The sequence below is a fragment of the Pseudomonas sp. MMS21 TM103 genome (assembly GCF_022132145.1).
GTDB lineage: Bacteria > Pseudomonadota > Gammaproteobacteria > Pseudomonadales > Pseudomonadaceae > Aquipseudomonas.
This window is the reverse complement of the sequence record NZ_JAJISP010000001.1, coordinates 757311-779501: the sequence shown is the minus strand read 5'-3', so window position 1 is coordinate 779501 and position 22191 is coordinate 757311. Positions and strand designations below refer to the sequence as shown.

Below are 22191 nucleotides of genomic sequence, written 5' to 3'. Positions count from 1 at the left end.
AATGCGCTTGCACTGCTGTCGCCTCACGCGTGGCCTTGTCAGGCGCAAGCTCCGTGGCTGTGCCCATGAGCATGTGTGCGGGTTCGGGCTGGGCGCTGAGTGCGCCGGTAGTGCTGACCAGTCTGATCTGCATTGGCGTGTTGCTGTTGACGCGCTGGGTCAAGCAGCAGCGCTACTTCCCGGGTCGCGAGAGTTTTATCCTGCTGCATGCGGCGAGTCTCTGGTGGATGCTTGCCGCGGCCTTGGAAATGGCTGCGCAGGCGGCCGAGTGCAAGGTGTTCTGGGCGAGCATGGCCTGGCCCGGCATCCTCTCTGTACCGGCTTTCTGGTCGATTTTTCTCTGGCAGTACGTCAATAGCGTGCGACAGCCTTTGCCTCTGCGTCACGCGCTGGGCCTGGCCGTGGTGCCGGTGGTGATCTGGTTGGTGGCTCTGAGCAACCCTTGGCATGGCTGGTTCTATGGCGCGGGGACGGCGGCGCTTTCGGCTGAGCCGGGTTCGCCCGTACGTTACCAGCACGGTCCGCTGTTCTATGCGGCGGCGGTCTACCTTTACCTGTTCATGGTCTTCAGCCTGGGCGTGGTCATCCGTGCGGCAGCGTTCAACCGCGGCGTCCATCGTCGGCATTATCTGGCCTTCGTGGTGCTCACTGCCGCGCCTTGGGCGGCCAATATCGGCTACATCGGCTTCGGCTGGACGGTTTTCGGCTTCGACCCGACGCCCTTCAGCTTTGCCTTTACCCTGGTCGCATTTGCCTGGCTGATCGGCGGCGTGCGTCTGTTCGATTTGTTGCCGGTGGCGCGGCATCTGCTGCTGGACGCGTTGCTTGACCCGGTGCTGGTGGTGGATCCGCAGATGCGGGTGATCGAGGCTAATCCGGAGGCGCTCAAACTGGCCGGCTTGAGTACGGCTTGGCAGGGCCGCAAGTTGGGCGATTGGCCGGTGTTCGGCCGGGACTTGCGAGGGGTGATGCGGCGCCAGGATCCTGCGGGTCAGGATCAATTGCTCTCCCTGGCCAGTTCGGGGCGTTACTTCGAGGTACGCATTCGGGTGATCGAGCGTGAGACCCGCCACGGCATCATCGTGCTCGGCCATATGCTCTACCTGCGCGATGTCACCCAGCGCCATCTCGGCGAGCTTGAACTGGCCGAGGCGCTGGCCATCAGTGAGGACCGTCTGCGCACCATCTCCAGCCTGCATGAGCAGTTGCAAGAGCAGGCACTGCGCGATCCGCTGACCGGGCTGTACAACCGGCGCTACCTCGATGAGTTTTTCAGTCGCGAGCTGTCCCGCGCGCAGCGTGAGCAGACGTCGCTGGCGCTGGCCTTGATCGACCTCGATCATTTCAAGCAGCTCAACGACGAATACGGCCATCTGGCCGGTGACGACGTACTCAAGGGCGTGGCGCAGCACTTGCTGGATAATCTGCGCGCCTCGGATGCGGTGTTTCGAATCGGCGGCGAGGAGTTTTTGTTGGTCCTGCCGGGTGTCGATGCGGCGGAGGCGCGCAAGTGCCTGGAGTCGATTTGTCAGGGCCTGGCCGGCAGCCCGCTGCCTACGCGCAGCGGTGAGCGCACGGTAACCTTGTCGGCTGGCCTGGCGCTGTGGCCCGAGCAGGGTCGCGCGCTGGATGAGCTCCTGCATGCGGCCGATGTCGCACTTTATGCGGCCAAACGGGCAGGACGTAACCGCGTGCAGGTCTGCGCGCAGGCTTAAGCTGTTCCGCATACCGAGTATGTGCTCCATCCATCCTGGCTTGGAGGCGCAACCGCCCGTATAGGGTTAAACTGCACACGATTTCTTTCCTTTCCGGAGCTGTCCATGTCCCGCATCACCCTGAGCCGCTATCTGATCGAACAGACTCGCAGCCACAACACTCCTGCCGATCTGCGTTTCCTTATCGAAGTGGTCGCACGGGCCTGCAAGGCGATCAGTCATGCGGTATCCAAGGGCGCCCTGGATGACGTGCTCGGCAGCATGGGCACCGAGAACGTGCAGGGCGAAGTGCAGAAAAAGCTTGATGTGATGTCCAACGAAATCCTTCTCGAGGCCAACGAGTGGGGCGGTCACCTGGCCGGCATGGCGTCGGAAGAAATGGACCAGGCCTACCAGATCCCCGGGCGCTATCCGAAAGGCGCTTACCTGCTGGTGTTCGACCCGCTGGACGGCTCGTCCAATATCGATGTCAACGTATCGGTAGGCACCATTTTCTCGGTCCTGCGTTGCCCCGACCGCAATGGCGCCACCGGTGATCTTGGCGAAGAGGCCTTTCTCCAGCCGGGTACCAAGCAAGTCGCCGCCGGTTATGCGATCTATGGTCCGCAGACCATGCTGCTGCTGACCCTGGGCAATGGCGTCAAGGGCTTCACCCTGGATCGCGAGCTGGGCAGCTTCGTGCTGACCCACGATGACATCAAGGTGCCGGAAACCACCCAGGAGTTCGCGGTCAACATGTCCAACCAGCGTCACTGGGAGGCGCCGGTGCAGCGTTATGTCAACGAGTTGCTGGCCGGCGAAAGCGGGCCGCTGGAAAAGAACTACAACATGCGCTGGATCGCCTCTATGGTTGCCGACGTGCACCGCATCCTCACCCGAGGCGGCGTGTTCATGTACCCGCGCGATGGTCGCGACCCTGCAATGCCCGGCAAGTTGCGCCTGATGTACGAAGCCAATCCGATGTCCTTTATCATCGAGCAGGCGGGCGGCGCTGCGACCAATGGCACCCAGCGCATTCTCGATATTCAGCCGACTTCCCTGCACCAGCGTGTGCCAGTATTCCTTGGCTCCAAGGAAGAAGTCGAGCGCGTGACCGCCTACCACCAGGAGTGATCCATGAATACACCTTGGCAGCCGTTGCTTGACTGGTGGTTCGGTACCGGGACAACGGCCGCCGAGGTGGCGGCGGCGCGCGCCAAGCTGTGGTTTGGCAAGCAGGATGGCCAGGACACCGAGGCGCGTGAGCGATTCGGCGAGCTGGTGGAGCAGGCCCTGGCCGGCAAGTTGGATGGCTGGGCCGACTCGCCGCACGGTTGGTTGGCGCTGATTCTGCTGCTGGATCAGTTGCCGCGGATGATCTTCCGCGATAGCCCGCGGGCCTTTGCTGGCGACGGCAAAGCCCGGCAACTGGTGCTCGAGGGGTTGGACGGGGAGAAGGAAGAGGGGCTGACGCCGATTCAGCGGGTGTTCGTCTACCTGGCCCTGGAGCATGCCGAAGATCTGCTCCTGCAGGACGAAGCGGTCCGCCGCTTCACCCAACTACTGTCCGTCGCGCCCCCTGCCGAGCGTGCATTGTTTGCCGATTATCTGGATTACGCCGAGCGTCATCAGTGGGTAATTGACCGTTTTTCTCGCTTTCCCCACCGTAATGCCGTGCTTGGTCGACCCTCGACTCCGGAAGAGTTGGCCTTCCTGCAGGAACCTGGCTCGCGTTTCTGACGTCCAATCGGGCAGCTGTTGCGGCACTGTGGCAAACTTTCCTCCCCTCTTTCCTTTCTGGAGCCTGCGCCATGTCGTTGCGCTATTTCGCCGTGTTGTCGTGCTTTTTACTGCTGGCTGCGTGCAGCAAGGTCAATCAGGACAATTTTTCCAAACTCAAGTCCGGGATGACCAAGCCGGAGGTCGAGCAGTTGCTCGGTGCGCCCAGCGAATGCGCCGGCGCCTTGGGCCTCACCAGCTGTACCTGGGGTGACGAGAAGAGTTTTGTCAGCGTGCAGTTCGCTGGCGACAAGGTGGTGATGTTCTCGGGCAAAGGTCTGAAATAAGGAGTCGAGCGTGCGCGTATTCGCAGGGTTGTTAGCCGTTGCAGTGCTGGCGGGTTGCGCCAACTCGGGTACCGGAGCGGTGCCACCGAAAACCGTCGACCAGGTCGATCTGCAGCGTTACCAGGGCACCTGGTATGAGCTGGCACGACTGCCCATGTTCTTCCAGCGTAACTGCGTGCAATCCGAGGCGCATTATCAGCTACAGGACGATGGCAGCGTCGATGTAAGCAACCGTTGTCGCACCCTCGAAGGTGAGTGGCAGGAGGTCAAGGGACAGGCGGTGCCGCAGGTGGCGGGTCAGACCGACAAGCTGTGGGTGCGCTTCGATAACTGGTTCAGCCGTCTGCTGCCGAGCGTCGCCAGGGGTGAGTATTGGGTGCTGTACCTGGATGACGACTACCAGACTGCGCTGGTTGGCCACTCGAACCGCGACTACCTCTGGTTGCTGGCGCGTACCCCGCAAGTGGCGCCCACCGTGCGCGACAAGTTGCTGGAAGTCGCGCGTGGGCAAGACTACGACACCGATGCGCTGATCTGGCGCACACCGGACGAGCAGTTGCCGCAACCCTGAGAAGTGCCTGCGAGGGGCGATGTCGCTCACTCGAAAACAATGCCGCTTTCCTTGATCAGGACAGCGGCATTTTTTTGCGGGTAGCGCGCTATGTGCTGCTGGCCTGCGTCCCTTCGAACTGGTGGCGTTAACCCAGCAGTTCGCGCAATACCGTGGCAAAGGCCCTGGCGCTTTCCAGTTCGCCGGCATGCTGCCGGTCACGCACCACCCAGCGGCCGCCGACCATGACATCGCTGATTTGTCGCTCGTTGCCGGCGAATAACCAGCGATTGAGCAAGGCGTCGTCGCTGGCAGTGGCGATATAAGGGTCGTCACCATCCAGCACCAGCCAGTCGGCACGTTTGCCGACCGCCAGTTCGCCCACCGGCTGGCCGAGCGCCTGGGCGCCGCCGGTAAGGGCGGCGTCGTACAGGCTGCGACCGATCAGCGGCTGATCGCTGCGGTAGAGGCGGTTGCGGCGCTGGTCGCGCAGGCGTTGGCCGTATTCCAGCCAGCGTAATTCTTCGGTCATGTTGACCGCGACATGGCTGTCCGAGCCGATGCCCAAGCGACCACCCTGGCTGAGGAAATCCACTGCCGGAAAGATGCCGTCGCCGAGGTTGGCCTCGGTGCTCGGGCACAAGCCGGCCACGGCGCCGCTGCGTGCCATCAGGCTGACTTCGTCGGCCTGCGCATGGGTGGCGTGCACCAGGCACCAGCGCTGATCGACCGGCGCCTGTTCATACAGCCATTGCAGGGGGCGGCGACCGCTCCAGGCCAGGCAGTCGTCGACTTCCTTCTGCTGTTCGGCGATGTGGATGTGCACCGGGCAGTCGCCGGCAGTCGCGCCCAGAACGGTCTGGATCTGTTCGGGGGTGACCGCGCGCAACGAATGAAAGCACAGGCCCAGGCGCTGTGTCGGGTGCTGCTCGATCAGCGGCTGCAGGCGCTGCTGCAGGGTCAGGTAGCTGTCGCTGCTGTGGATAAAGCGGCGCTGGCCCTGATTCGCCGGTTGGCCGCCGAAGCCGGAGTGGCTGTAGAGCACCGGCAGCAGGGTCAGGCCGATGCCGGCATCGAGGGCCGCCTGGCTGATGCGCAGGGCCAGTTCGGCCGGGTCGGCGTAGGCCTGACCCTGCGGGTCGTGATGCACGTAGTGGAATTCGGCCACCGAGGTGTAGCCGGCCTTGAGCATCTCGATATACAGCTGGCGGGCGATCACCCCGATCTGCTCGGGGCTGAGCTGGCCGACCAGGCGGTACATCAGTTCGCGCCAGGTCCAGAAGCTGTCGTTGGGGTTGCCGGCCACTTCGGCGAGGCCGGCCATGGCGCGCTGGAAGGCATGCGAATGCAGGTTGGGCATGCCCGGCAGCAGCGGGCCGCGCAGGCGTTCGGCGCCCTCGGTCGAGCCGTCGACGATGATGCTGTCCAGGATGCCGGAGGCGCTGACCTCCAAGCGTACGTTCTGTGCCCAGCCGTGGGCGAGCAGGGCGCGGGGGGCGAAGAATGCAGGCATAATGCTTGTCCACTTGCTGGTGTTTATTTGTATATACATATACAGGTGTTTGTGGCGAAGGTAAACTGCCGGACAGGCGACAAGGAGAGACACGTGACAAAAGCATTCTCGAAGCCATCCGCGCTTGCCGGTCAGCTCAGTGAAGCACCGGCACCGCTGTATGCCCAGGTCAAGCAGATGATCGTCCAGCAGATCCATAGCGGCGCCTGGCCGGCGCACCACCGGGTGCCCTCGGAAAGCGAGCTGGTGGAACAGCTGGGTTTCAGCCGCATGACCATCAACCGCGCCCTGCGCGAGTTGACCAATGACGGCCTGCTGCTGCGCATGCAGGGCGTGGGCACCTTCGTTGCCGAGCCCAAGGGGCGCTCGGCCCTGTTTGCGGTGAACAACATCGCCGACGAAATCGCTGCCCGCGGCCATCGTCACCAGTGCAAGCTGATTCGCCTGGGCGAGGAACTGGCCAGTCCGGAGCGGGCCATGGCGCTGGATCTGCGTGAAGGCCAGCGGGTATTCCACTCGCTGATCGTGCACTACGAGAATGATGTGCCGGTGCAGTTGGAAGACCGCTACGTCAATGCGGCCGTGGCACCGGATTACCTCAAGCAAGATTTCACCCAGCTCACCCCCTATGCCTACCTGTCGCGTGTCGCGCCCCTGACCGAGGGTGAGCACGTGGTCGAGGCGATTCTCGCCGATGCCGAGGAGTGCCGGCTGCTGCAGATCGAGCGTGGCGAACCCTGTCTGTTGATTCGTCGACGCACCTGGTCCGGTCCGCAGGCCGTAACCTCGGCGCGCCTGGTGCATCCGGGCTCGCGCCATCGCCTGGAGGGGCGTTTCAGTTCATGAGCCAGATCCATATCCTGCGCGCGGCCGACTATCCGCGTATGCCGTGGAAGAATGGCGCGGGCAGCACCCTGGAAATCGCCCGCGACCAGGGCGAAGGGCTGGAGGGATTCGGCTGGCGCCTGTCGATCGCCGATATCGCTGAGTCCGGCGGCTTTTCCGCCTTTGCCGGCTACCAGCGCGTCATCACCGTGCTGGAGGGCGCGGGCATGTGCCTGCAGGTCGACGGGGTGGCGTCGCGGCCGCTGTTACCGTTCGATCCGTTCGCCTTCGCCGGTGACAGCCGGGTGGAGTGCCAGTTGCTGGCCGGCGCCATCCGTGACTTCAACCTGATCTATGCCCCGCAGCGCTACAGTGCGCGCGTGCAGTGGCTGGCCCTGGCGCAGCCGCAGCGGTTGTTCACCTCGGCGACCACGCTGCTGCTGTTCAGCGCCATCGAGGCGCTGGAGCTGACCATCGGGGATGGCGGCTGTGCCCGCCTGGGGCGCTACGACTGCCTGCAGATCGAGCGCGGCACCGGCCTGGTCGAGTTGCAGTTGCAGGCGGACGCCCCCGGAGCATGCTGCCTGATCGAGTTGAGCCCGCACTAGCGGGCTCTGCGGCGAGCGAATGGGAGCCCCGGCGGGGCTCCCGGTCCAGCTACAGAACCTGGCGCAGGAAGGCCTGGGCGCGCGGGTCCTGGGGTTGCTGGAAGAACTGCGCGGGGGCGGCGTCCTCCAGCAGCTTGCCGTGGTCGAAGAACAGCACGCGATCGGCCACTTCCCGGGCGAAGCCCATCTCGTGGGTCACGCAGACCATGGTCATTCCCTCTAGGGCCAGGGTCTTCATTACGTCCAGGACCTCGCCGACCATCTCCGGGTCGAGTGCCGAGGTGGGTTCGTCGAACAACATCACCTTGGGCTCCATGCACAGTGCGCGGGCGATGGCCACCCGCTGTTGCTGGCCGCCAGACAGGTGCGAGGGGTACTCGTTGGCCTTCTGTGCGATGCCGACCTTCTCCAGCAGGGCGCGCGCCTTGTCCTCGCACTCGCGCTTGCTGCGCTTGCGCACCACTTTCTGCGCCAGGCAGAGGTTCTCCAGCACGGTCATGTGGGGGAACAGGTTGAAGTGCTGGAATACCATGCCGACTTCACGGCGATAGGCGTTGACGTCGGTCCTGGCGTCGGCCAGGTCGACGCCGTCGATGCTCACCGAGCCGGAGTCGAAGGTTTCCAGGCCGTTCAGGCAGCGCAGGAAGGTCGACTTGCCGGAGCCGGACGGGCCCAGTACCACCAGTACTTCACCCCGGGCCACGGCGGTGTCGACGTTGTCCACCGCGCGCACCAGTTGGCCGCGGGCGTTGAAGGTTTTAACCAGTTCTTGGACCTTAATCACTTTGCGCGAGCCTCCGCTCCAGATGGTTGGCGATCTGCGACAGCGGCAGGTTGATTAGCAGGTACAGGGCCGCGACGCAGAACCAGATTTCAAAGGTGGAAAACGAGGTGGTGATCGCCTCGCGGCCGCTCTTGGTCAGCTCGGTAATGGCGATCACCGACACCAGTGAGGTGTCCTTGACCAGGCTGATGAACTGCCCTGCCAGCGGTGGCAGGACGCGTTTTAAGGCCTGCGGCAGGATCACGTGGCGCATCGCCTGTGGGGCGCTCAGGCCCAGGGAACGGGCGGCCTCGTTCTGGCCCTTGGCAATCGACTGCACCCCGGCGCGGACGATCTCGCCGACGTAAGCGCCGGTGAATAGCGCTAGGGCGGCCACCCCGGCGAACTCGCGGGACAGGTTGAGCACGGTACCGATGAAGAAATAGAAGATGAAGATCTGCACCAGCAGTGGAGTGCCGCGCACCACTTCGACATACACCGTCGACAGATCGCGCAGGGTCGGATTGGGCGACAGCCGGCAGAGCCCGGTGAGCATGCCGATCAGCAGGCCGGCGGCGCCGGACGCTACCGAGATCCACAGGGTGTTCCACAGCCCCCAGAGCAGCGGGCCGGCCGTCCAGTGGCGGTTAAAGCCCAGCGCATCGCCTTCGTCGACCTCGTCACCCTCGCCCAGCAGCAGGCTATCGGCGGCGACCGTCAGCACCTGCTGGCCGCCGCTGTCGCTGGCCAGGGTCACGCGTGCGGTTTGCCCGAGCGTTTCAATCGAGTCGATGCGGGCGGGCTCGCTGGCGCGCTCCAACTCCTCGGCCTGGTAGACGAAATACTGGGGGATGCGATTCCAGCGCCATTCGTAGGCGATCATCGAGGTGGACAGCCAGATGCAATAGATCAGGGCAATCAGGCTCAGCGCGGTCAGCGTGTGCCAGGGCCACTGCCGCGGGCGCCGACGTTTGCGCGCTGCGGGCTGGCGAGTCAGTGCCTGCCAGGGCAGGGCGAGTACTTTCTGCATATTCATGGGGAAGATCTCGATCACGGGCTTAAAGGTCGCTAACCGCCGAGCCAGGGCCAGGCCGCGGTCCGGCGGCGGGTCTGGCTGGCTATTCCATGTCCTTCAGCCAAGCGACGCTCTTGAACCATTTGGCGTGGATGCGCGCGTAGGTGCCGTCTTCCCTGGCCTGGTGCAAGTAGTTGTTGATCCAGTTGAGGCTGTCGTAGTCGCCGCGCTTGAGGCCGAAGGCCAGGGGCTCGTAGGTGAAGGGTTGGTCGAGGTACACCAGCTTGCCGGCGCCGGCCTTGTTCACCGCCACGGCGTTGTACGGCGCGTCGTAGATGAAGGCATCGGCCTTGCCGTTGACTACATCGAGCAGGGCTTCCTGCTCGTTGTCGAAGCCGTGGTACTGGGCCTTGGCAATCAGCTTCTTGGCGACCATCTCGCCGGTGGTGCCGATCTTCGAGGTGATCCGGTACTGGCCGTCATTCAGGTCCTTGTACGAGTTGATCTTGCCCTCTAGCGCCTTGTTGATCAGCAGCGTCTGGCCCACCACGATGAACGGATCGGAGAAGTTGATGCGCAGGTTGCGTTCCTGGGTCAGGGTCATGCCGCTGCCGATGATGTCGAACTTATCGGTCAGCAGGGCCGGGATGATGCCGTCGTAGGAGGTGGACACGACTTCCAGCTTGACCCCGGCGGACTTGGCCATGGCCTTCAGCAGATCCACCTCGAAGCCGATGATCTCGCCGCGCTTGTTGGTCATCTCGAAGGGCATGTAGGTCGGGTCCATGCCGACCCGCAGGCTGCCGCGCTTGACGGCGTCGTCGATGGCGCCGGCGTGGGCGGTCAGTCCGGACAGGGCGGTGGCGGTGAGCAGTAGTGCGGAAAAGAGCTTTTTCATGCAGGTTCTCTTTTTATTGGATGTGGAGGGCCGAAGCCGCTGGCAGATATACCTCTATATGGCGTACATGTATAGACATGTTTGGATGAAAGGGCCGTTTCCGCGCCATAATTGGTATGTGCGCGGCGTGAGGAAGAGGGGCGGTAGGGCCGTGTCCAAGGTCCGTGGTTGTGGTCTGGCGATCAAGTGGAGGGTTTTATTCATGCTTATCAGTGGAGTGGGTGGGTGGTGTTTATTCGTTGAATGGCCCTTTATTACTGGGTCATAGGCATTCGTGGCGCCGTTGTTGCTGATGCGGGCAGCGATGCTGCACTGTCATTTTTGCTAGGGGCGGGCGGACGGCTCGGGTCGCTCGATAAGCGGAACGAATTTTTGCTTGCTCTAGGTTGTATATACATGTTTATATTTGCCAATGCCCAGCCGTAACGCACCACATTACTCAGGCTGACGGCGGTTTTTCCCAGGAGGATTACTTGTGAGCAATTCAAGCCGTTTCCGTGATGTCGAAATCCGCGCTCCCCGCGGCACCCAGCTCAATGCCAAGAGCTGGCTGACCGAAGCGCCGCTACGCATGCTGATGAACAACCTCGACCCGGAAGTTGCCGAGAACCCCAAGGAGCTGGTGGTGTATGGCGGTATCGGCCGCGCCGCGCGTAACTGGGCGTGCTACGACAAGATCGTCGAGTGCCTGACCAACCTGAATGACGACGAGACCCTGCTGGTGCAATCCGGCAAGCCGGTCGGCGTGTTCAAGACCCACAGCAATGCCCCGCGCGTGCTGATCGCCAACTCCAACCTGGTGCCGCACTGGGCGACCTGGGAACACTTCAACGAGCTGGATGCCAAGGGCCTGGCCATGTACGGCCAGATGACCGCCGGCAGCTGGATCTACATCGGCAGCCAGGGCATCGTCCAGGGCACCTACGAAACCTTCGTCGAGGCCGGGCGCCAGCATTACGCCGGCAACCTGACGGGCAAGTGGGTACTCACCGCCGGCCTCGGCGGCATGGGCGGCGCCCAGCCGCTAGCCGCGACCCTGGCCGGCGCCTGCTCGCTGAACATCGAGTGCCAGCAGAGCCGCATCGACTTCCGTCTGAGCAGCCGGTACGTCGACGAGCAGGCCAAGGATCTTGACGACGCCCTGGCGCGCATCGACAAGTACTGCGCCGAAGGCAAGGCGATCTCAATTGCCCTGCTGGGCAATGCCGCCGAGATCCTGCCGGAACTGGTCAAGCGTGGCGTGCGCCCGGATATGGTCACCGACCAGACCAGCGCCCACGACCCGCTCAACGGCTACCTGCCGATCGGCTGGACTTGGGAGCAGTACCGTGAGCGCGCGCAGCGCGAGCCGGCGGTGGTGGTCAAGGCCGCCAAGCAATCCATGGCCGTACACGTGCAAGCCATGCTCGACTTTCAGAAGCAGGGCGTGCCGACCTTCGACTACGGCAACAACATCCGCCAGATGGCGTTGGAAGAGGGCGTGAGCCATGCCTTCGACTTCCCCGGTTTCGTCCCGGCCTATATCCGACCGCTGTTCTGCCGCGGCGTCGGTCCGTTCCGCTGGGTCGCGCTGTCCGGTGATCCGCAGGACATCTACAAGACCGACGCCAAGGTCAAGCAGCTGATCCCGGACGACGCCCACCTGCACCACTGGTTGGACATGGCCCGCGAGCGCATCGCCTTCCAGGGGCTGCCGGCACGCATCTGCTGGGTCGGCCTGGGCCAGCGCGCCAAGCTCGGCCTGGCGTTCAACGAGATGGTGCGCAGTGGCGAACTGTCCGCGCCGATCGTGATCGGTCGCGACCACCTCGATTCCGGTTCGGTGGCCAGTCCCAACCGCGAAACCGAGGCCATGCAGGACGGCTCCGATGCGGTGTCCGATTGGCCGCTGCTCAACGCCCTGCTCAACACCGCCAGCGGTGCCACCTGGGTCTCGCTGCACCACGGCGGCGGGGTGGGCATGGGCTTCTCCCAGCACTCCGGGGTGGTCATCGTCTGCGACGGCAGCGATGAAGCCGCCGAGCGCATCGCCCGTGTATTGCACAACGATCCGGCCACCGGGGTGATGCGTCACGCCGATGCCGGCTACCCGATCGCCATCGACTGTGCCCGCGAGCAGGGCCTCAACCTGCCGATGATCAACCCGGCTAAAGGAGCCTGAACATGAGCACACTGAACATTCTGCCCGGCCAGCTGACCCTGACCCAACTGCGCCAGGTCCACCAGGGCCCGGTGCGCGTCAGCCTTGATGAGAGCGCCGCCGCGGCGATCGAGGCCAGCGTCGCCTGCGTCGAGCAGATCCTCGCCGAGAACCGCACCGCCTACGGCATCAACACCGGTTTCGGCCTGCTGGCGTCGACCCGTATCGCCAGCGAAGACCTGGAAAACCTGCAGCGCTCGCTGGTGCTGTCGCACGCCGCCGGCGTCGGCCAGCCGCTGGAGGATGATTTGGTGCGGTTGATCATGCTGCTCAAGGTCAACAGCCTGTCCCGTGGCTTCTCCGGCATCCGCCGGGTGGTGATCGATGCGTTGATCGCCCTGATCAATGCCGAGGTCTACCCGCACATCCCGCTCAAGGGTTCGGTCGGTGCGTCCGGCGACCTGGCGCCGCTGGCGCACATGTCGCTGGTCCTGCTCGGCGAGGGCAAGGCGCGTTATCGCGGCGAGTGGCTGCCGGCCCGCGAGGCGCTGGCCGTCGCCGGTCTCGAGCCGCTGACCCTGGCGGCCAAGGAAGGTTTGGCCCTGCTCAATGGCACCCAGGTGTCGACTGCCTATGCCCTGCGCGGCCTGTTCGCTGCCGAGGACCTGTTCGCCGCAGCGCTGGTCTGTGGCAGCCTCAGCGTCGAAGCCATGCTCGGTTCGCGGGCGCCCTTCGATGCACGCATCCACGCGGCCCGTGGCCAGCGTGGGCAGATCGACGCGGCGGCCGCCTACCGCGACCTGCTGACCGCCAGTAGCGAGATCTCGCGCTCCCACGAGCAGTGCGACAAGGTCCAGGATCCCTATTCGCTGCGTTGCCAGCCCCAGGTGATGGGCGCCTGCCTCAATCAGATCCGCCATGTCGCCGAGGTGCTCGGTATCGAGGCCAATGCGGTATCGGACAACCCGCTGGTGTTCGCCGCCGAGGGCGATGTGATCTCCGGTGGCAACTTCCACGCCGAACCGGTGGCCATGGCTGCCGATAACCTGGCCCTGGCCATCGCCGAAATCGGCGCGCTCTCCGAACGACGCATCTCGCTGATGATGGACAAGCACATGTCACAGTTGCCGCCATTCCTGGTGGCCAACGGCGGGGTCAACTCCGGCTTCATGATCGCCCAGGTCACCGCCGCCGCGCTGGCCAGCGAGAACAAGGCGCTGGCCCATCCGCACAGCGTTGACAGCCTGCCAACCTCGGCCAACCAGGAAGACCACGTGTCGATGGCCCCGGCCGCCGGCAAGCGCCTGTGGGAGATGGCCGACAACGTGCGCGGCATCCTTGCCGTCGAGTGGCTCGGCGCCTGCCAGGGTCTGGATTTTCGCGAAGGGCGCAAGTCTTCGGCGAAACTGGAGCAGGCGCGCGCGACGCTGCGCGAGCGGGTCTCGCACTACCAGCAGGACCGCTTCTTCGCCCCGGATATCGAGGCCGCCAGCGCGCTGCTGGCCTCGCGCTGCCTGAGCGAGTTGCTGCCGGCGCAGCTGCTGCCGTCCCAGGCCTAAGGCCACCTGCCGCGTGCTCATGCCCCGTCGATTGCGATGGGCATGGGCGCGCTTTGGCTATTAAACAGGATCGACAGGTCGCGTTCACACATTCAGTCGGGCTGACGGAACCGGTATTGCCAGCATTTAAATCGGGCAGCGATTGCCTTTGTCGAGGTGGCGGCCATGCTTGTGGTAAAGGTCATCCCGGTTCGGATGCTTGCCATTGCACCAGGCTGCAGGCCGCCAGGCGCAATTTGTGCCGCGAGGAGGAACACCCCTTATGCAACGCCTATGGCTCAATTGCCACGCAGCCACCATGGCTGGCGGACGCTACTCGATCATCGAGGACGCCGCCCTGGTCAGCGAGGGCGCGCAGATCGCCTGGATCGGCCCGCGGGCCGAACTGCCCGCCGGCGACTACGCCGAGCGGCATGACCTCGAGGGCGCCTGGCTCACCCCCGGCTTGATCGATTGCCACACTCACCTGGTGTTTGGTGGCGACCGCAGTGGCGAGTTCGAGCAGCGCCTCGAGGGTGTCAGCTATGCCGAGATCGCCGCGGCCGGCGGCGGCATCGCCAGCACCGTGCGCGCCACCCGCGAAGCCAGCGAGGGCGAGTTGCTCAGCGGCGCGCTGCAGCGGGCGCGACAGTTGTTGCGCGAGGGCGTCACCACCTTGGAGGTGAAGTCCGGCTACGGCCTGGATCTGGCCAGCGAGCGCAAGATGCTGCGGGTTATCCGCCGTCTCGGCGAGATGCTGCCGCTGACCGTGCGCGCTACCTGCCTGGCCGCCCATGCCTTGCCGCCGGAGTATGCGGGCCGGGCCGACGCCTATATCGAGCGGGTCTGCAGCGAACTGCTGCCGGAGCTGGCGGCCGAAGGGCTGGTGGATGCGGTGGATGCCTTCTGCGAGCACCTGGGCTTTTCCCCGGCCCAGGTCGAGCGGGTGTTCCGCGCCGCGCAGGCGCTGGGTCTGCCGGTCAAATTGCACGCCGAGCAGCTGTCTTCGCTGCATGGCTCCAGTCTCGCCGCGCGCTATCAGGCGCTGTCGGCCGATCACCTGGAGTTCATGGACGAGGCCGACGCCATCGCCATGGCCGCGGCCGGCACCGTGGCGGTGTTACTGCCCGGCGCCTTCTACTTCCTGCGCGAGACCCAGCTGCCACCGATCGAGCTGCTGCGCCGGCACGGCGTATGTATGGCGGTGGCCAGCGACCTCAACCCCGGCACCTCGCCGGCGCTGTCCTTGCGCCTGATGCTGAATATGGCTTGCACCTCGTTTCGCCTGACGCCCGAAGAAGCCCTGGCCGGGGTCACCCTGCATGCCGCCAAGGCCTTGGGCCTGGCGGCCAGTCGCGGTAGCCTGGAGGTGGGCAAGGTCGCCGACTTCGTTGCCTGGCAGATCCAGCGGCCGGCGCAACTGGCCTATTGGCTGGGCGGCGATCTGCCCAAGCGGGTCATTCGTCATGGCGAGGAGATCACCCATGGATAACGTACTCAGCTTCAAACGTGGCCGCTTGCCGTTGCTGATCAGCATGCCGCACCCCGGCATCCTGCTGACGCCTGCCGTCGAGGCCGGGCTGGTGGAGGAGGCGAAGGAGCGTCCGGACACCGACTGGCATATCCCCCTGCTGTATGACTTTGCCGCCGATCTGGGCGCCAGCACCCTCGAGGCGTGCTACTCGCGCTATGTCATCGACCTCAACCGCCCGGAGGACGACGCACCGCTGTACGCCAGCGCCACCACCGGGCTGTACCCGGCCATCCTGTTCGATGGCGAGCCGTTGTACCGCGCCGGAATGACGCCCAGTACCGAGGAGCGCGCGCGCTATCTGGCCGAGATCTGGCGACCCTACCACCAGACCCTGTCCGGCGAACTGGCGCGGCTGAAAGCCGAGTTCGGCTATGCGCTGCTGTTCGATGCGCATTCGATCCGCTCCAGCGTGCCGCTGCTGTTCGATGGCCTGCTACCGGACTTCAACCTGGGCACCAACGCTGGCGCCAGCTGCGACCCGCAACTGAGCGAGCGCCTGCTGGCAGTCTGTGCCAAGGCCAAGGACTACAGTCACGTGCTCAACGGCCGTTTCCAGGGCGGGTACATCACTCGCCACTACGGCCAGCCGCAGGCGCATGTGCATGCCGTGCAGCTGGAGCTGGCGCAGTGCACCTATATGGAGGAGCAGTTGCCCTTCGACTATCGCCAGGACCTCGCCGAGCCGACCCAGGAAGTGATTCGCGGTCTGCTCGAGGCGATGCTGGCCTGGGGCCGCGAACGCTACGGCCGCTAGCGGCCATGCGGTGCTGGAAAACCTCTACGCGGATTTTCCAGTCGGCGTCAGGGTTGCGTCGCGGGTGATGGGTGGATGCGCTCGCCTCACCCATATGGGTGGCTGTGTCGCTCGACCGGTGTGGATATTCTTCCGGGCTTGTTCGCAGGCAAGCCTAATAAGAAGGAGCATCCATGACCCCCAGCCTGAAAGTCCTGACCGCCGCCGTGCTGTTCGCCGGCCTGCCCGCCGCAACCCACGCCATGCCGTATTCACAACTGATCATCTTCGGTGACTCGCTGAGCGACAGCGGTCAGTTCCCCGACATCGGCAGCCCTTTGCTGGGCGGTAACCCGACGGGTGGCTTGCGTTTCACCAACCGCACCGGGCCGACGCACCTGAGCAACAACACCGAATACTTCGACGCCGTTGCCACCCAGCGCCTGGCTGCGTTGCTTGGTCTGCAGGCATTGCCCTCGACGCCGATCCTGCCGCAACTGCTGACCGGCAACCTGGATGGCACCAACTATGCTGTGGGCGGCTACCGCACCGATCAGATTCTAAATTCGATCACGGCGGCCAATGGCTCGGTGGTGAACGCCGGTGGCGGGACCATTCGTACCCGCAACGGCTATCTGGTGGATATGCCGCGAGTCGATTCCGAGGCCTTGTTCTACATCAACGGCGGCGGCAACGACGTGCTGCAGTTCGTGGTCACCGACCAGGCCAGCGCTGCCGTGGCGGCGGCCGATCTGGTGGCGGGCGTTGCCGCATTGCAACAGGCTGGCGCCCGCACCATCATCGTCTCCGACCTGCCCGACGTCGGCCTGACCCCGGCGGGATTCGTCAGTGGCTTTCGCACGGCCTGGTCAACGGCCTCGGGTCTGCTCAACGATCAACTGGGCGTCCAATTGGCTGCCCTCGGCGGCAATGTCGTACGCCTGAACTTCCGCGGTCTGTTGAGCGAAGTGAAGGGCGACCTGGCCACCTTCGGCTTCGACCCGCTGGTGAGCCAGACCGATGTCTGCTTCAGCGGCGCCAGCTGTCTGGCCGATCCGACCTGGGGGTTGGGCGGGCTCACGCCGAACCCCGACCGCTTGATGTTCAATGATGGGGTGCACCCGACCGCCGCCGTGCAGCAGATCAGCGCCGATTACATCTATTCGATTCTCGGCGCGCCCTGGGAAGTGTCCCTGCTGCCGGAAATGGCCATGGCCAGCCTCAACGGTCATCAGCAGTACCTGCGCAGTGAATGGCAGGCCGACCGTGGTGCCTGGCAAGCCATCGGCCAGTGGCGCAGCTTCGTCGGCGCCAGTGGTCAGCGCCAGCAGTTCGAGCGCGGCGAGGCAGTGGCCAGCGGAGACAGCACGGGCCTGGGCGTGAACCTGGGCAGCAGCTACCGGCTGAGCGAGCAATGGCGCCTGGGCCTGGCCCTGGGCCTGCAGCAGCAGACCCTCGAGGTGGGTGCGGCCGACTCCGAGTACGACCTGCGCAGCTACCTGCTCAGTGCCTTTGCCCAGTATCAGCAGGACCGGGTGTGGGCGGACGCCAGTCTCAGCCTGGGTCATCTGGATTACAGCGACCTCAATCGGCAGTTTGCCCTGGGCATCGCCGAGCGCAGCGAGAAAGGCGATACCGATGGTCAGCTCTGGGCCCTGTCCGGACGCCTGGGCTATGACCTGGCCAATGCCGATACGGGCTGGCGGGTCAGTCCGTTCATCAGCGCCGACTATGCCCGGGTGGATGTGGACGGTTATCGCGAGCGCGATGCCAGTTCGACTGCGCTCAACTACGGCGATCAGCAGCGCGACAGCATGCGCCTGGGCCTGGGCCTGCAAGCCAATTACCAGCTGTCCGCGGCGACCCAGGTGTTTGCCGAGATCGCCCGCGAGCGTGAGTTCGAGGATGATCGCCGCGACCTGCGCATGGGCCTCAATTCGGTAGCCGGCAACAGCTTCGAGCTGCAGGGGCATACCCCTGCCAGCGGCCAGACCCTTGCCGGGCTGGGTATCAGTCATGCCTTGGCTGAGGAACTGCAGCTGCGCGCGGCCTATCAGTTCCGCGGCACCGACGACCGCCAGCATGGCGTCAACCTGTCCCTCAACTGGGATTGGTAAGTACCTGGCCCGGCTGGCATAAGGTTGCGCCTGCAACTTTATGCCAGCCGGGTGCCCGTCGCGACTGGCGTCATTCCCAGCGCAAACGCGCCAGCTGCCATTCATCGCCTTCGCGCCACCACTCCAGCTTGACCCCGTAGTGCCGCGCGCTGTCGGGGATCAGGCCTGCGGCACCGGTCAGGGCGACTTGCGCCTGGCTGTGGCCTTTCTCGCGGTAAGTCGGATCGATCCAGCTATTCTTGCTCAGGGCGATCACCTTGACGTGCTTGTAGCGCAGAAACGACAGGGCCATGGTGCGCCTGGCCCAGTCGCGGTCGAGTGCCTGCTGGGCGGAGAACTGCGGGTGCAGTTGGGCGAGGACGGCGCCAGTGTCTTTCGTTTCCAGGTTGTCCTGCAGCTGCTGGGCCGCCGCTTCCAGGCGCGCTTGTGGGTCATCCTTGGCGCTACAACCCGTCAGCAGGATAAAAGGCAGCACTAAAAGTAAGGCAAATCGCCGAGCTGGCATGCCGAATTCCTTTTACATGGTTATGATGCGAGGCAGAGCGGGAGACGCCAGTGGCAGCAAACTAGCGGGGCGTTTGCACACGAGTTGGCGCCGTACCCTACGTATACATCCAGGAGTGCACCATGCAGACTTTGTATCCGGAGATCAAACCCTACGCCCGCCACGAGCTGGCCGTAGCTGCGCCGCACGTGCTCTATGTGGACGAGAGCGGTACCCCGGATGGTCTGCCGGTGGTGTTCATCCATGGCGGCCCGGGCGCGGGTTGCGATGCCATGAGCCGGCGCTTCTTCGACCCCAACCTCTACCGCATCGTGACTTTCGATCAGCGCGGCTGCGGCCGCTCGACGCCCCATGCGAGCCTGGAAAACAACACCACCTGGGACCTGGTCGCCGACCTCGAGCGCATCCGTGAGCACCTGGGCATCGACAAATGGGTGCTGTTCGGCGGCTCCTGGGGCTCGACGCTGGCGCTGGCCTACGCGCAGAGCCATCCCGAGCGGGTGCAGGCGCTGATCCTGCGCGGCATCTTCCTGTGCCGTCCGCAGGAATTCCACTGGTTCTACCAGGAAGGTGCCAGCCGCATGTTCCCCGACTACTGGCAGGACTACCTGGCGCCGATTCCAGTCGAGGAGCGTGGCGAGTTGATGCCGGCGTATTACAAGCGGCTGACCGGGTCCGATCAGATCGCCCAGATGCACGCGGCCAAGGCCTGGTCGAGCTGGGAAGGGCGTACCGCCACGCTGCGGCCGAACTCGCAGGTGGTGGAACGCTTTAATGATTCGCACCGGGCGCTGTCGATTGCCCGGATCGAGTGCCACTACTTCGTCAACAACGCCTTCCTCGCCGCCGACCAGTTGCTCCGCGACATGCCGAAAATCGCCCACCTGCCGGGAGTGATCGTGCATGGCCGCTATGATGTGATCTGCCCCCTGGACAATGCCTGGGAGCTGCACCAGGCCTGGCCCAACAGCGAGCTGCAGATCATCCGCGATGCCGGCCATGCCGCCTCCGAAGTGGGCATCACCGACGCCCTGGTGCGAGCGGCCAATCAGATCGCCCGGCGCTTGCTCGATCTGTCGCCTGACGAAGCATGAAGGCGCTGATCCAGCGAGTCAGTGGCGCGCGGGTGGAGGTGGCCGGCGAGGTCGTCGGCGCCATCGACCAGGGCTTGCTGGCCTTGGTCGCGGTCGAACCGCAGGACGATCCGGCCAGCGTCGCCAAACTGCTGCACAAGCTGCTCAACTACCGAGTGTTCGGTGACGCCGACGGCAAGATGAACCTGTCGCTCAGCGATGTCGGCGGCGGCCTGCTGCTGGTCTCGCAGTTCACCCTGGCGGCCGACACCCGCAACGGTCTGCGCCCGAGTTTTTCCACTGCGGCGCCGCCGGCCCTGGGTGCCGCCTTGTTCGAGCAGCTGGTCGAGCAGGCGCGACTTAAGCATGGGCAGGTTGCCTGCGGCCGTTTCGGTGCCGATATGCAGGTGCATCTGGTCAATGATGGGCCGGTGACCTTTCTCCTGGAAGTCTGACGGCATCCTGCGCCGATAGGCCAAGGGGATGGTCGGTGGCCGCTCTGGCGTGCAGTCTTTGTTAGACTCCAGCGATTTCCCTGCGCAGCTACGTCAGGCAACGTAGCTACGCCGCCACGAACGGTCCGCATGCAACTCAAACAAAAACTCGTCGCGCTGGCCATTCTGCCGCTCCTGTTGGCGATTATCGTGATCGGCGCGCTGGTACTGTCGCATGCCAAAAGCCTGGGCGAGCAGCAGGAATTGCTGATCGAAACCAGCATCATCGCCAGCAAGAAGACCGAACTGCAGAACTATGTCGAACTGGGCTTGAGCGCTGTCGCGCCTTTGTATGCCAGTGGCCGCGATGATGGCGTCACCCAGCAGCAGGTGCTGAACATACTGCTCGGCCTCGACTATGGCAGTGATGGCTATTTTTTCGTCTACGACGGCAAGGGGCGCAGCCTGATGCATCCGCGCCAGCCGGAACTGATCGGCCGCGATCTGGTGAGTATGACCAATCCGCACTGGGTCCAGGCGATCCAGTCACTGTTGCTCAGCGCGCGCAGCGGCGATGGATTTCAGCGCTATCAATGGGAGAAACCCTCCACCGGCCAACTGACCGAGAAGCTCGCTTACGTGGTGATGCTCGAACGTTGGGACTGGATGATCGGCACCGGCCTCTATCTCGATGATGTCGAACAGGCCACCGCGCAGGCACGGGCCAAGGTGGCGGAGAATATCCGCAGGACCATGTGGTCGCTGGCGGGCGTGGCGCTGGTGGCGGTGCTGCTGGTCTCCGCCGGCGGGTTGACGCTCAACTTCAGTGAACAGCGGTTGGCCGACCGCAAGCTGAAACTGTTGGCGCAACGCATCGTCAGTTCCCAGGAAGACGAGCGTTCGCGGGTTTCGCGCGAGTTGCATGACGGCATCAGCCAGTTGCTGGTGTCGGTCAAGTTCCGCCTCGAACTGGCCTGTCACGAGCTGGAAAGCGGGCGCAGCCAGGCGCTGGAGACGCTGCGCGGCGGGCTGTCCCGGCTGGGTGGGGCGATTGCCGAGGTGCGGCGCATTTCCCATGATCTGCGCCCCTCGCTGCTGGACAGCTTCGGCCTGCCAGCGGCCATCGGCCAGTTGGCGGTCGAGTTCGAGCAGCGCAGCGGGCTGCGGGTCGATTACCAGCAGAGCCTGGACATGATTCGGCTACCCGATGCCGAGTCGGTCGCGTTGTTTCGCATCGTGCAGGAGGCATTGGCCAACATCGCGCGTCACTCCCGGGCCGGCCGGGTCAGCATCGCGCTGCTGCAGGAAGGCTCGACGCTGCAGTTGCGGGTTCGCGATGATGGGGTCGGCTTCGACATTGCACGGATCGAGCAGACGCGCAGTAGCGGCATAGGTCTGCGCAACATGCGCGAGCGAGTCGAGCACCTTGGCGGCCGTTTTACGTTATCTTCAACACCCGGCCGCACCGAGCTTATGGTGAGTCTGCCGCTACCAGGTTGAGCCATGTCCAGCATATCCCCGCATCCCGAACCTATCCGTGTGGCCCTGGTCGATGACCATGAACTGGTGCGCGACGGCCTGCGCGCGTTGTTGACGGCCATGCCGCAGTTGGAGGTGGTGGGCGAGGCCAGCAGCGGTGCCGAGGCGCTGATCTTGGTCGGCCAGGTCCGACCCGATCTGCTGCTGGTCGACATCGGCATGAAAGACATGACCGGCCTGCAGTTGACCGAAACCCTCTGTCGTCAGTACCCCGGCATGCAGATCCTGATTCTGAGCATGTACGACCACGCCGAATACGTGACCAGCTCGATCCGTGCCGGCGCCCGCGGTTACGTGCTGAAGGATGCCGCCTCATGGGAGATAGTCGCCGCCATCGATGCGATTGCCGCCGGCGGTAGCTACTACAGCACCGATCTGCTGGAAAAAACCGTGAGTCCGCCGGCCGCCGACGACGAGCTGACCCCGCGTGAGCGCGAGGTCTTGCAGATGCTGGTGCAGGGGCTGAGCAACAAGGCCATCGCGCGCCTGCTCGATATCAGCGTACGCACCATCGAAACCCACAGGCTCAGCATTCGCCGCAAGCTGGGCGTCGATACGCCGGCCGGGCTGGTGAAATATGCACTGGAACGCGGCTGGTTAAGCATCTGAGCCGCGCGCCGCCATAGCGGGGTTGTCGTGTTCCCGC

Annotated in this window: 21 protein-coding genes; 16 read left to right on the top strand and 5 right to left on the bottom strand. The window is 64.4% G+C overall.

Annotation, left to right across the window (positions count from 1 at the left end):
• Positions 1 to 65: 65 nt before the first annotated feature.
• The 5 genes from LJY18_RS03565 to LJY18_RS03545 all read left to right on the top strand — a co-directional run bounded on the left by LJY18_RS03565 (position 66) and on the right by LJY18_RS03545 (position 4331).
• Positions 66 to 1715, top strand: a complete 1650-nt coding sequence (locus LJY18_RS03565) for a histidine kinase N-terminal 7TM domain-containing diguanylate cyclase (protein ID WP_238040416.1) — start codon at positions 66 to 68, stop codon at positions 1713 to 1715.
• 105 nt (positions 1716 to 1820) lie between these two features.
• Positions 1821 to 2828 (top strand): class 1 fructose-bisphosphatase, encoded by a 1008-nt coding sequence (locus LJY18_RS03560; protein ID WP_238040415.1) that lies wholly within the window; start codon positions 1821 to 1823, stop codon positions 2826 to 2828.
• A 3-nt stretch (positions 2829 to 2831) separates the two neighbouring features.
• Positions 2832 to 3434 (top strand): DUF924 family protein, encoded by a 603-nt coding sequence (locus LJY18_RS03555; RefSeq protein WP_238040414.1) that lies wholly within the window; start codon positions 2832 to 2834, stop codon positions 3432 to 3434.
• Between the two features lie 71 nt (positions 3435 to 3505).
• Positions 3506 to 3760, top strand: coding sequence for a hypothetical protein (locus tag LJY18_RS03550; RefSeq protein WP_238040413.1), 255 nt, complete (start codon positions 3506 to 3508; stop codon positions 3758 to 3760).
• 10 nt (positions 3761 to 3770) lie between these two features.
• Positions 3771 to 4331 carry a lipocalin family protein gene (locus tag LJY18_RS03545; RefSeq protein ID WP_238040412.1) on the top strand — a complete coding sequence of 187 codons (561 nt, stop codon included), beginning with the start codon at positions 3771 to 3773 and terminating at the stop codon, positions 4329 to 4331.
• A gap of 127 nt (positions 4332 to 4458) precedes the next feature.
• On the opposite strand, the gene LJY18_RS03540 is transcribed toward LJY18_RS03545, so the two are convergent.
• Positions 4459 to 5823, bottom strand: coding sequence for a formimidoylglutamate deiminase (locus tag LJY18_RS03540; protein ID WP_238040411.1), 1365 nt, complete (start codon positions 5821 to 5823; stop codon positions 4459 to 4461).
• A gap of 177 nt (positions 5824 to 6000) precedes the next feature.
• Here LJY18_RS03540 and hutC point away from each other — a divergent pair, with 177 nt between their 5' ends.
• Both hutC and LJY18_RS03530 read left to right on the top strand, forming a co-directional pair.
• Positions 6001 to 6669 (top strand): histidine utilization repressor, encoded by a 669-nt coding sequence (gene hutC / locus LJY18_RS03535; RefSeq protein WP_269137710.1) that lies wholly within the window; start codon positions 6001 to 6003, stop codon positions 6667 to 6669.
• Entirely contained in the window at positions 6666 to 7256 is a 591-nt protein-coding gene (locus tag LJY18_RS03530; RefSeq protein WP_238040409.1) for a HutD/Ves family protein, read from the top strand. The genes hutC and LJY18_RS03530 overlap by 4 nt, the downstream gene beginning before the upstream one ends.
• A 49-nt stretch (positions 7257 to 7305) precedes the next feature.
• Here the strand turns inward: LJY18_RS03530 and LJY18_RS03525 are convergent, their stop codons facing one another.
• From LJY18_RS03525 to LJY18_RS03515, 3 genes are all read right to left on the bottom strand, one after another.
• Positions 7306 to 8040 (bottom strand): amino acid ABC transporter ATP-binding protein, encoded by a 735-nt coding sequence (locus LJY18_RS03525; RefSeq protein WP_238040408.1) that lies wholly within the window; start codon positions 8038 to 8040, stop codon positions 7306 to 7308.
• Positions 8033 to 9049: an amino acid ABC transporter permease gene (locus LJY18_RS03520; RefSeq protein ID WP_238041107.1), complete on the bottom strand. Its 1017-nt coding sequence runs from the start codon at positions 9047 to 9049 to the stop codon at positions 8033 to 8035. The genes LJY18_RS03525 and LJY18_RS03520 overlap by 8 nt, the downstream gene beginning before the upstream one ends.
• 88 nt (positions 9050 to 9137) lie before the next feature.
• Positions 9138 to 9932 carry a transporter substrate-binding domain-containing protein gene (locus tag LJY18_RS03515; protein ID WP_238040407.1) on the bottom strand — a complete coding sequence of 265 codons (795 nt, stop codon included), beginning with the start codon at positions 9930 to 9932 and terminating at the stop codon, positions 9138 to 9140.
• Positions 9933 to 10407: 475 nt separating this feature from the next.
• Between LJY18_RS03515 and hutU the strand changes: the two genes are divergently transcribed.
• From hutU to LJY18_RS03490, 5 genes are all read left to right on the top strand, one after another.
• The gene (hutU, locus tag LJY18_RS03510; protein WP_238040406.1) at positions 10408 to 12093 is read left to right on the top strand and encodes a urocanate hydratase; all 1686 of its coding nucleotides are present in this window, start codon (positions 10408 to 10410) and stop codon (positions 12091 to 12093) included.
• Between the two features lie 2 nt (positions 12094 to 12095).
• Entirely contained in the window at positions 12096 to 13631 is a 1536-nt protein-coding gene (hutH, locus tag LJY18_RS03505; RefSeq protein WP_238040405.1) for a histidine ammonia-lyase, read from the top strand.
• Positions 13632 to 13893: 262 nt separating this feature from the next.
• Positions 13894 to 15102, top strand: coding sequence for an imidazolonepropionase (gene hutI / locus LJY18_RS03500; protein ID WP_238040404.1), 1209 nt, complete (start codon positions 13894 to 13896; stop codon positions 15100 to 15102).
• A complete protein-coding gene (hutG, locus tag LJY18_RS03495; RefSeq protein WP_238040403.1) occupies positions 15095 to 15898 on the top strand; it encodes an N-formylglutamate deformylase in 804 nt (267 codons plus the stop codon). Before hutI ends, hutG begins: the two co-directional genes overlap by 8 nt.
• 173 nt (positions 15899 to 16071) lie before the next feature.
• A complete protein-coding gene (locus tag LJY18_RS03490) occupies positions 16072 to 17994 on the top strand; it encodes an autotransporter domain-containing SGNH/GDSL hydrolase family protein (protein ID WP_238040402.1) in 1923 nt (640 codons plus the stop codon).
• Between the two features lie 70 nt (positions 17995 to 18064).
• Here LJY18_RS03490 and LJY18_RS03485 read toward each other — a convergent pair whose 3' ends face one another.
• Positions 18065 to 18499, bottom strand: coding sequence for a hypothetical protein (locus LJY18_RS03485; RefSeq protein WP_238040401.1), 435 nt, complete (start codon positions 18497 to 18499; stop codon positions 18065 to 18067).
• Between the two features lie 122 nt (positions 18500 to 18621).
• Here LJY18_RS03485 and pip point away from each other — a divergent pair, with 122 nt between their 5' ends.
• The 4 genes from pip to LJY18_RS03465 all read left to right on the top strand — a co-directional run bounded on the left by pip (position 18622) and on the right by LJY18_RS03465 (position 22154).
• The gene (gene pip, locus LJY18_RS03480) at positions 18622 to 19593 is read left to right on the top strand and encodes a prolyl aminopeptidase (protein ID WP_238040400.1); all 972 of its coding nucleotides are present in this window, start codon (positions 18622 to 18624) and stop codon (positions 19591 to 19593) included.
• Entirely contained in the window at positions 19590 to 20027 is a 438-nt protein-coding gene (dtd, locus tag LJY18_RS03475; protein WP_238040399.1) for a D-aminoacyl-tRNA deacylase, read from the top strand. The genes pip and dtd overlap by 4 nt, the downstream gene beginning before the upstream one ends.
• A 129-nt stretch (positions 20028 to 20156) precedes the next feature.
• Complete coding sequence (locus LJY18_RS03470; protein ID WP_238040398.1) at positions 20157 to 21506, top strand: cache domain-containing protein; 1350 nt, start codon at positions 20157 to 20159, stop codon at positions 21504 to 21506.
• Between the two features lie 3 nt (positions 21507 to 21509).
• Positions 21510 to 22154, top strand: a complete 645-nt coding sequence (locus LJY18_RS03465; RefSeq protein WP_238040397.1) for a response regulator transcription factor — start codon at positions 21510 to 21512, stop codon at positions 22152 to 22154.
• Positions 22155 to 22191: the final 37 nt, after the last annotated feature.

Coding starts and splice junctions, on each gene's coding strand:
- hutG (WP_238040403.1), top strand. CDS start 15,095: ATGGATAACGTACTCAGCTTCAAACGTGGCCGCTTGCCGTTGCTGATC.
- LJY18_RS03520 (WP_238041107.1), bottom strand. CDS start 9,049: ATGCAGAAAGTACTCGCCCTGCCCTGGCAGGCACTGACTCGCCAGCCC.
- LJY18_RS03470 (WP_238040398.1), top strand. CDS start 20,157: ATGCAACTCAAACAAAAACTCGTCGCGCTGGCCATTCTGCCGCTCCTG.
- dtd (WP_238040399.1), top strand. CDS start 19,590: ATGAAGGCGCTGATCCAGCGAGTCAGTGGCGCGCGGGTGGAGGTGGCC.
- LJY18_RS03530 (WP_238040409.1), top strand. CDS start 6,666: ATGAGCCAGATCCATATCCTGCGCGCGGCCGACTATCCGCGTATGCCG.
- LJY18_RS03555 (WP_238040414.1), top strand. CDS start 2,832: ATGAATACACCTTGGCAGCCGTTGCTTGACTGGTGGTTCGGTACCGGG.
- LJY18_RS03490 (WP_238040402.1), top strand. CDS start 16,072: ATGACCCCCAGCCTGAAAGTCCTGACCGCCGCCGTGCTGTTCGCCGGC.
- LJY18_RS03465 (WP_238040397.1), top strand. CDS start 21,510: ATGTCCAGCATATCCCCGCATCCCGAACCTATCCGTGTGGCCCTGGTC.
- LJY18_RS03560 (WP_238040415.1), top strand. CDS start 1,821: ATGTCCCGCATCACCCTGAGCCGCTATCTGATCGAACAGACTCGCAGC.
- LJY18_RS03565 (WP_238040416.1), top strand. CDS start 66: ATGAGCATGTGTGCGGGTTCGGGCTGGGCGCTGAGTGCGCCGGTAGTG.
- LJY18_RS03540 (WP_238040411.1), bottom strand. CDS start 5,823: ATGCCTGCATTCTTCGCCCCCCGCGCCCTGCTCGCCCACGGCTGGGCA.
- hutI (WP_238040404.1), top strand. CDS start 13,894: ATGCAACGCCTATGGCTCAATTGCCACGCAGCCACCATGGCTGGCGGA.
- hutH (WP_238040405.1), top strand. CDS start 12,096: ATGAGCACACTGAACATTCTGCCCGGCCAGCTGACCCTGACCCAACTG.
- hutC (WP_269137710.1), top strand. CDS start 6,001: ATGATCGTCCAGCAGATCCATAGCGGCGCCTGGCCGGCGCACCACCGG.
- LJY18_RS03515 (WP_238040407.1), bottom strand. CDS start 9,932: ATGAAAAAGCTCTTTTCCGCACTACTGCTCACCGCCACCGCCCTGTCC.
- LJY18_RS03550 (WP_238040413.1), top strand. CDS start 3,506: ATGTCGTTGCGCTATTTCGCCGTGTTGTCGTGCTTTTTACTGCTGGCT.
- pip (WP_238040400.1), top strand. CDS start 18,622: ATGCAGACTTTGTATCCGGAGATCAAACCCTACGCCCGCCACGAGCTG.
- LJY18_RS03485 (WP_238040401.1), bottom strand. CDS start 18,499: ATGCCAGCTCGGCGATTTGCCTTACTTTTAGTGCTGCCTTTTATCCTG.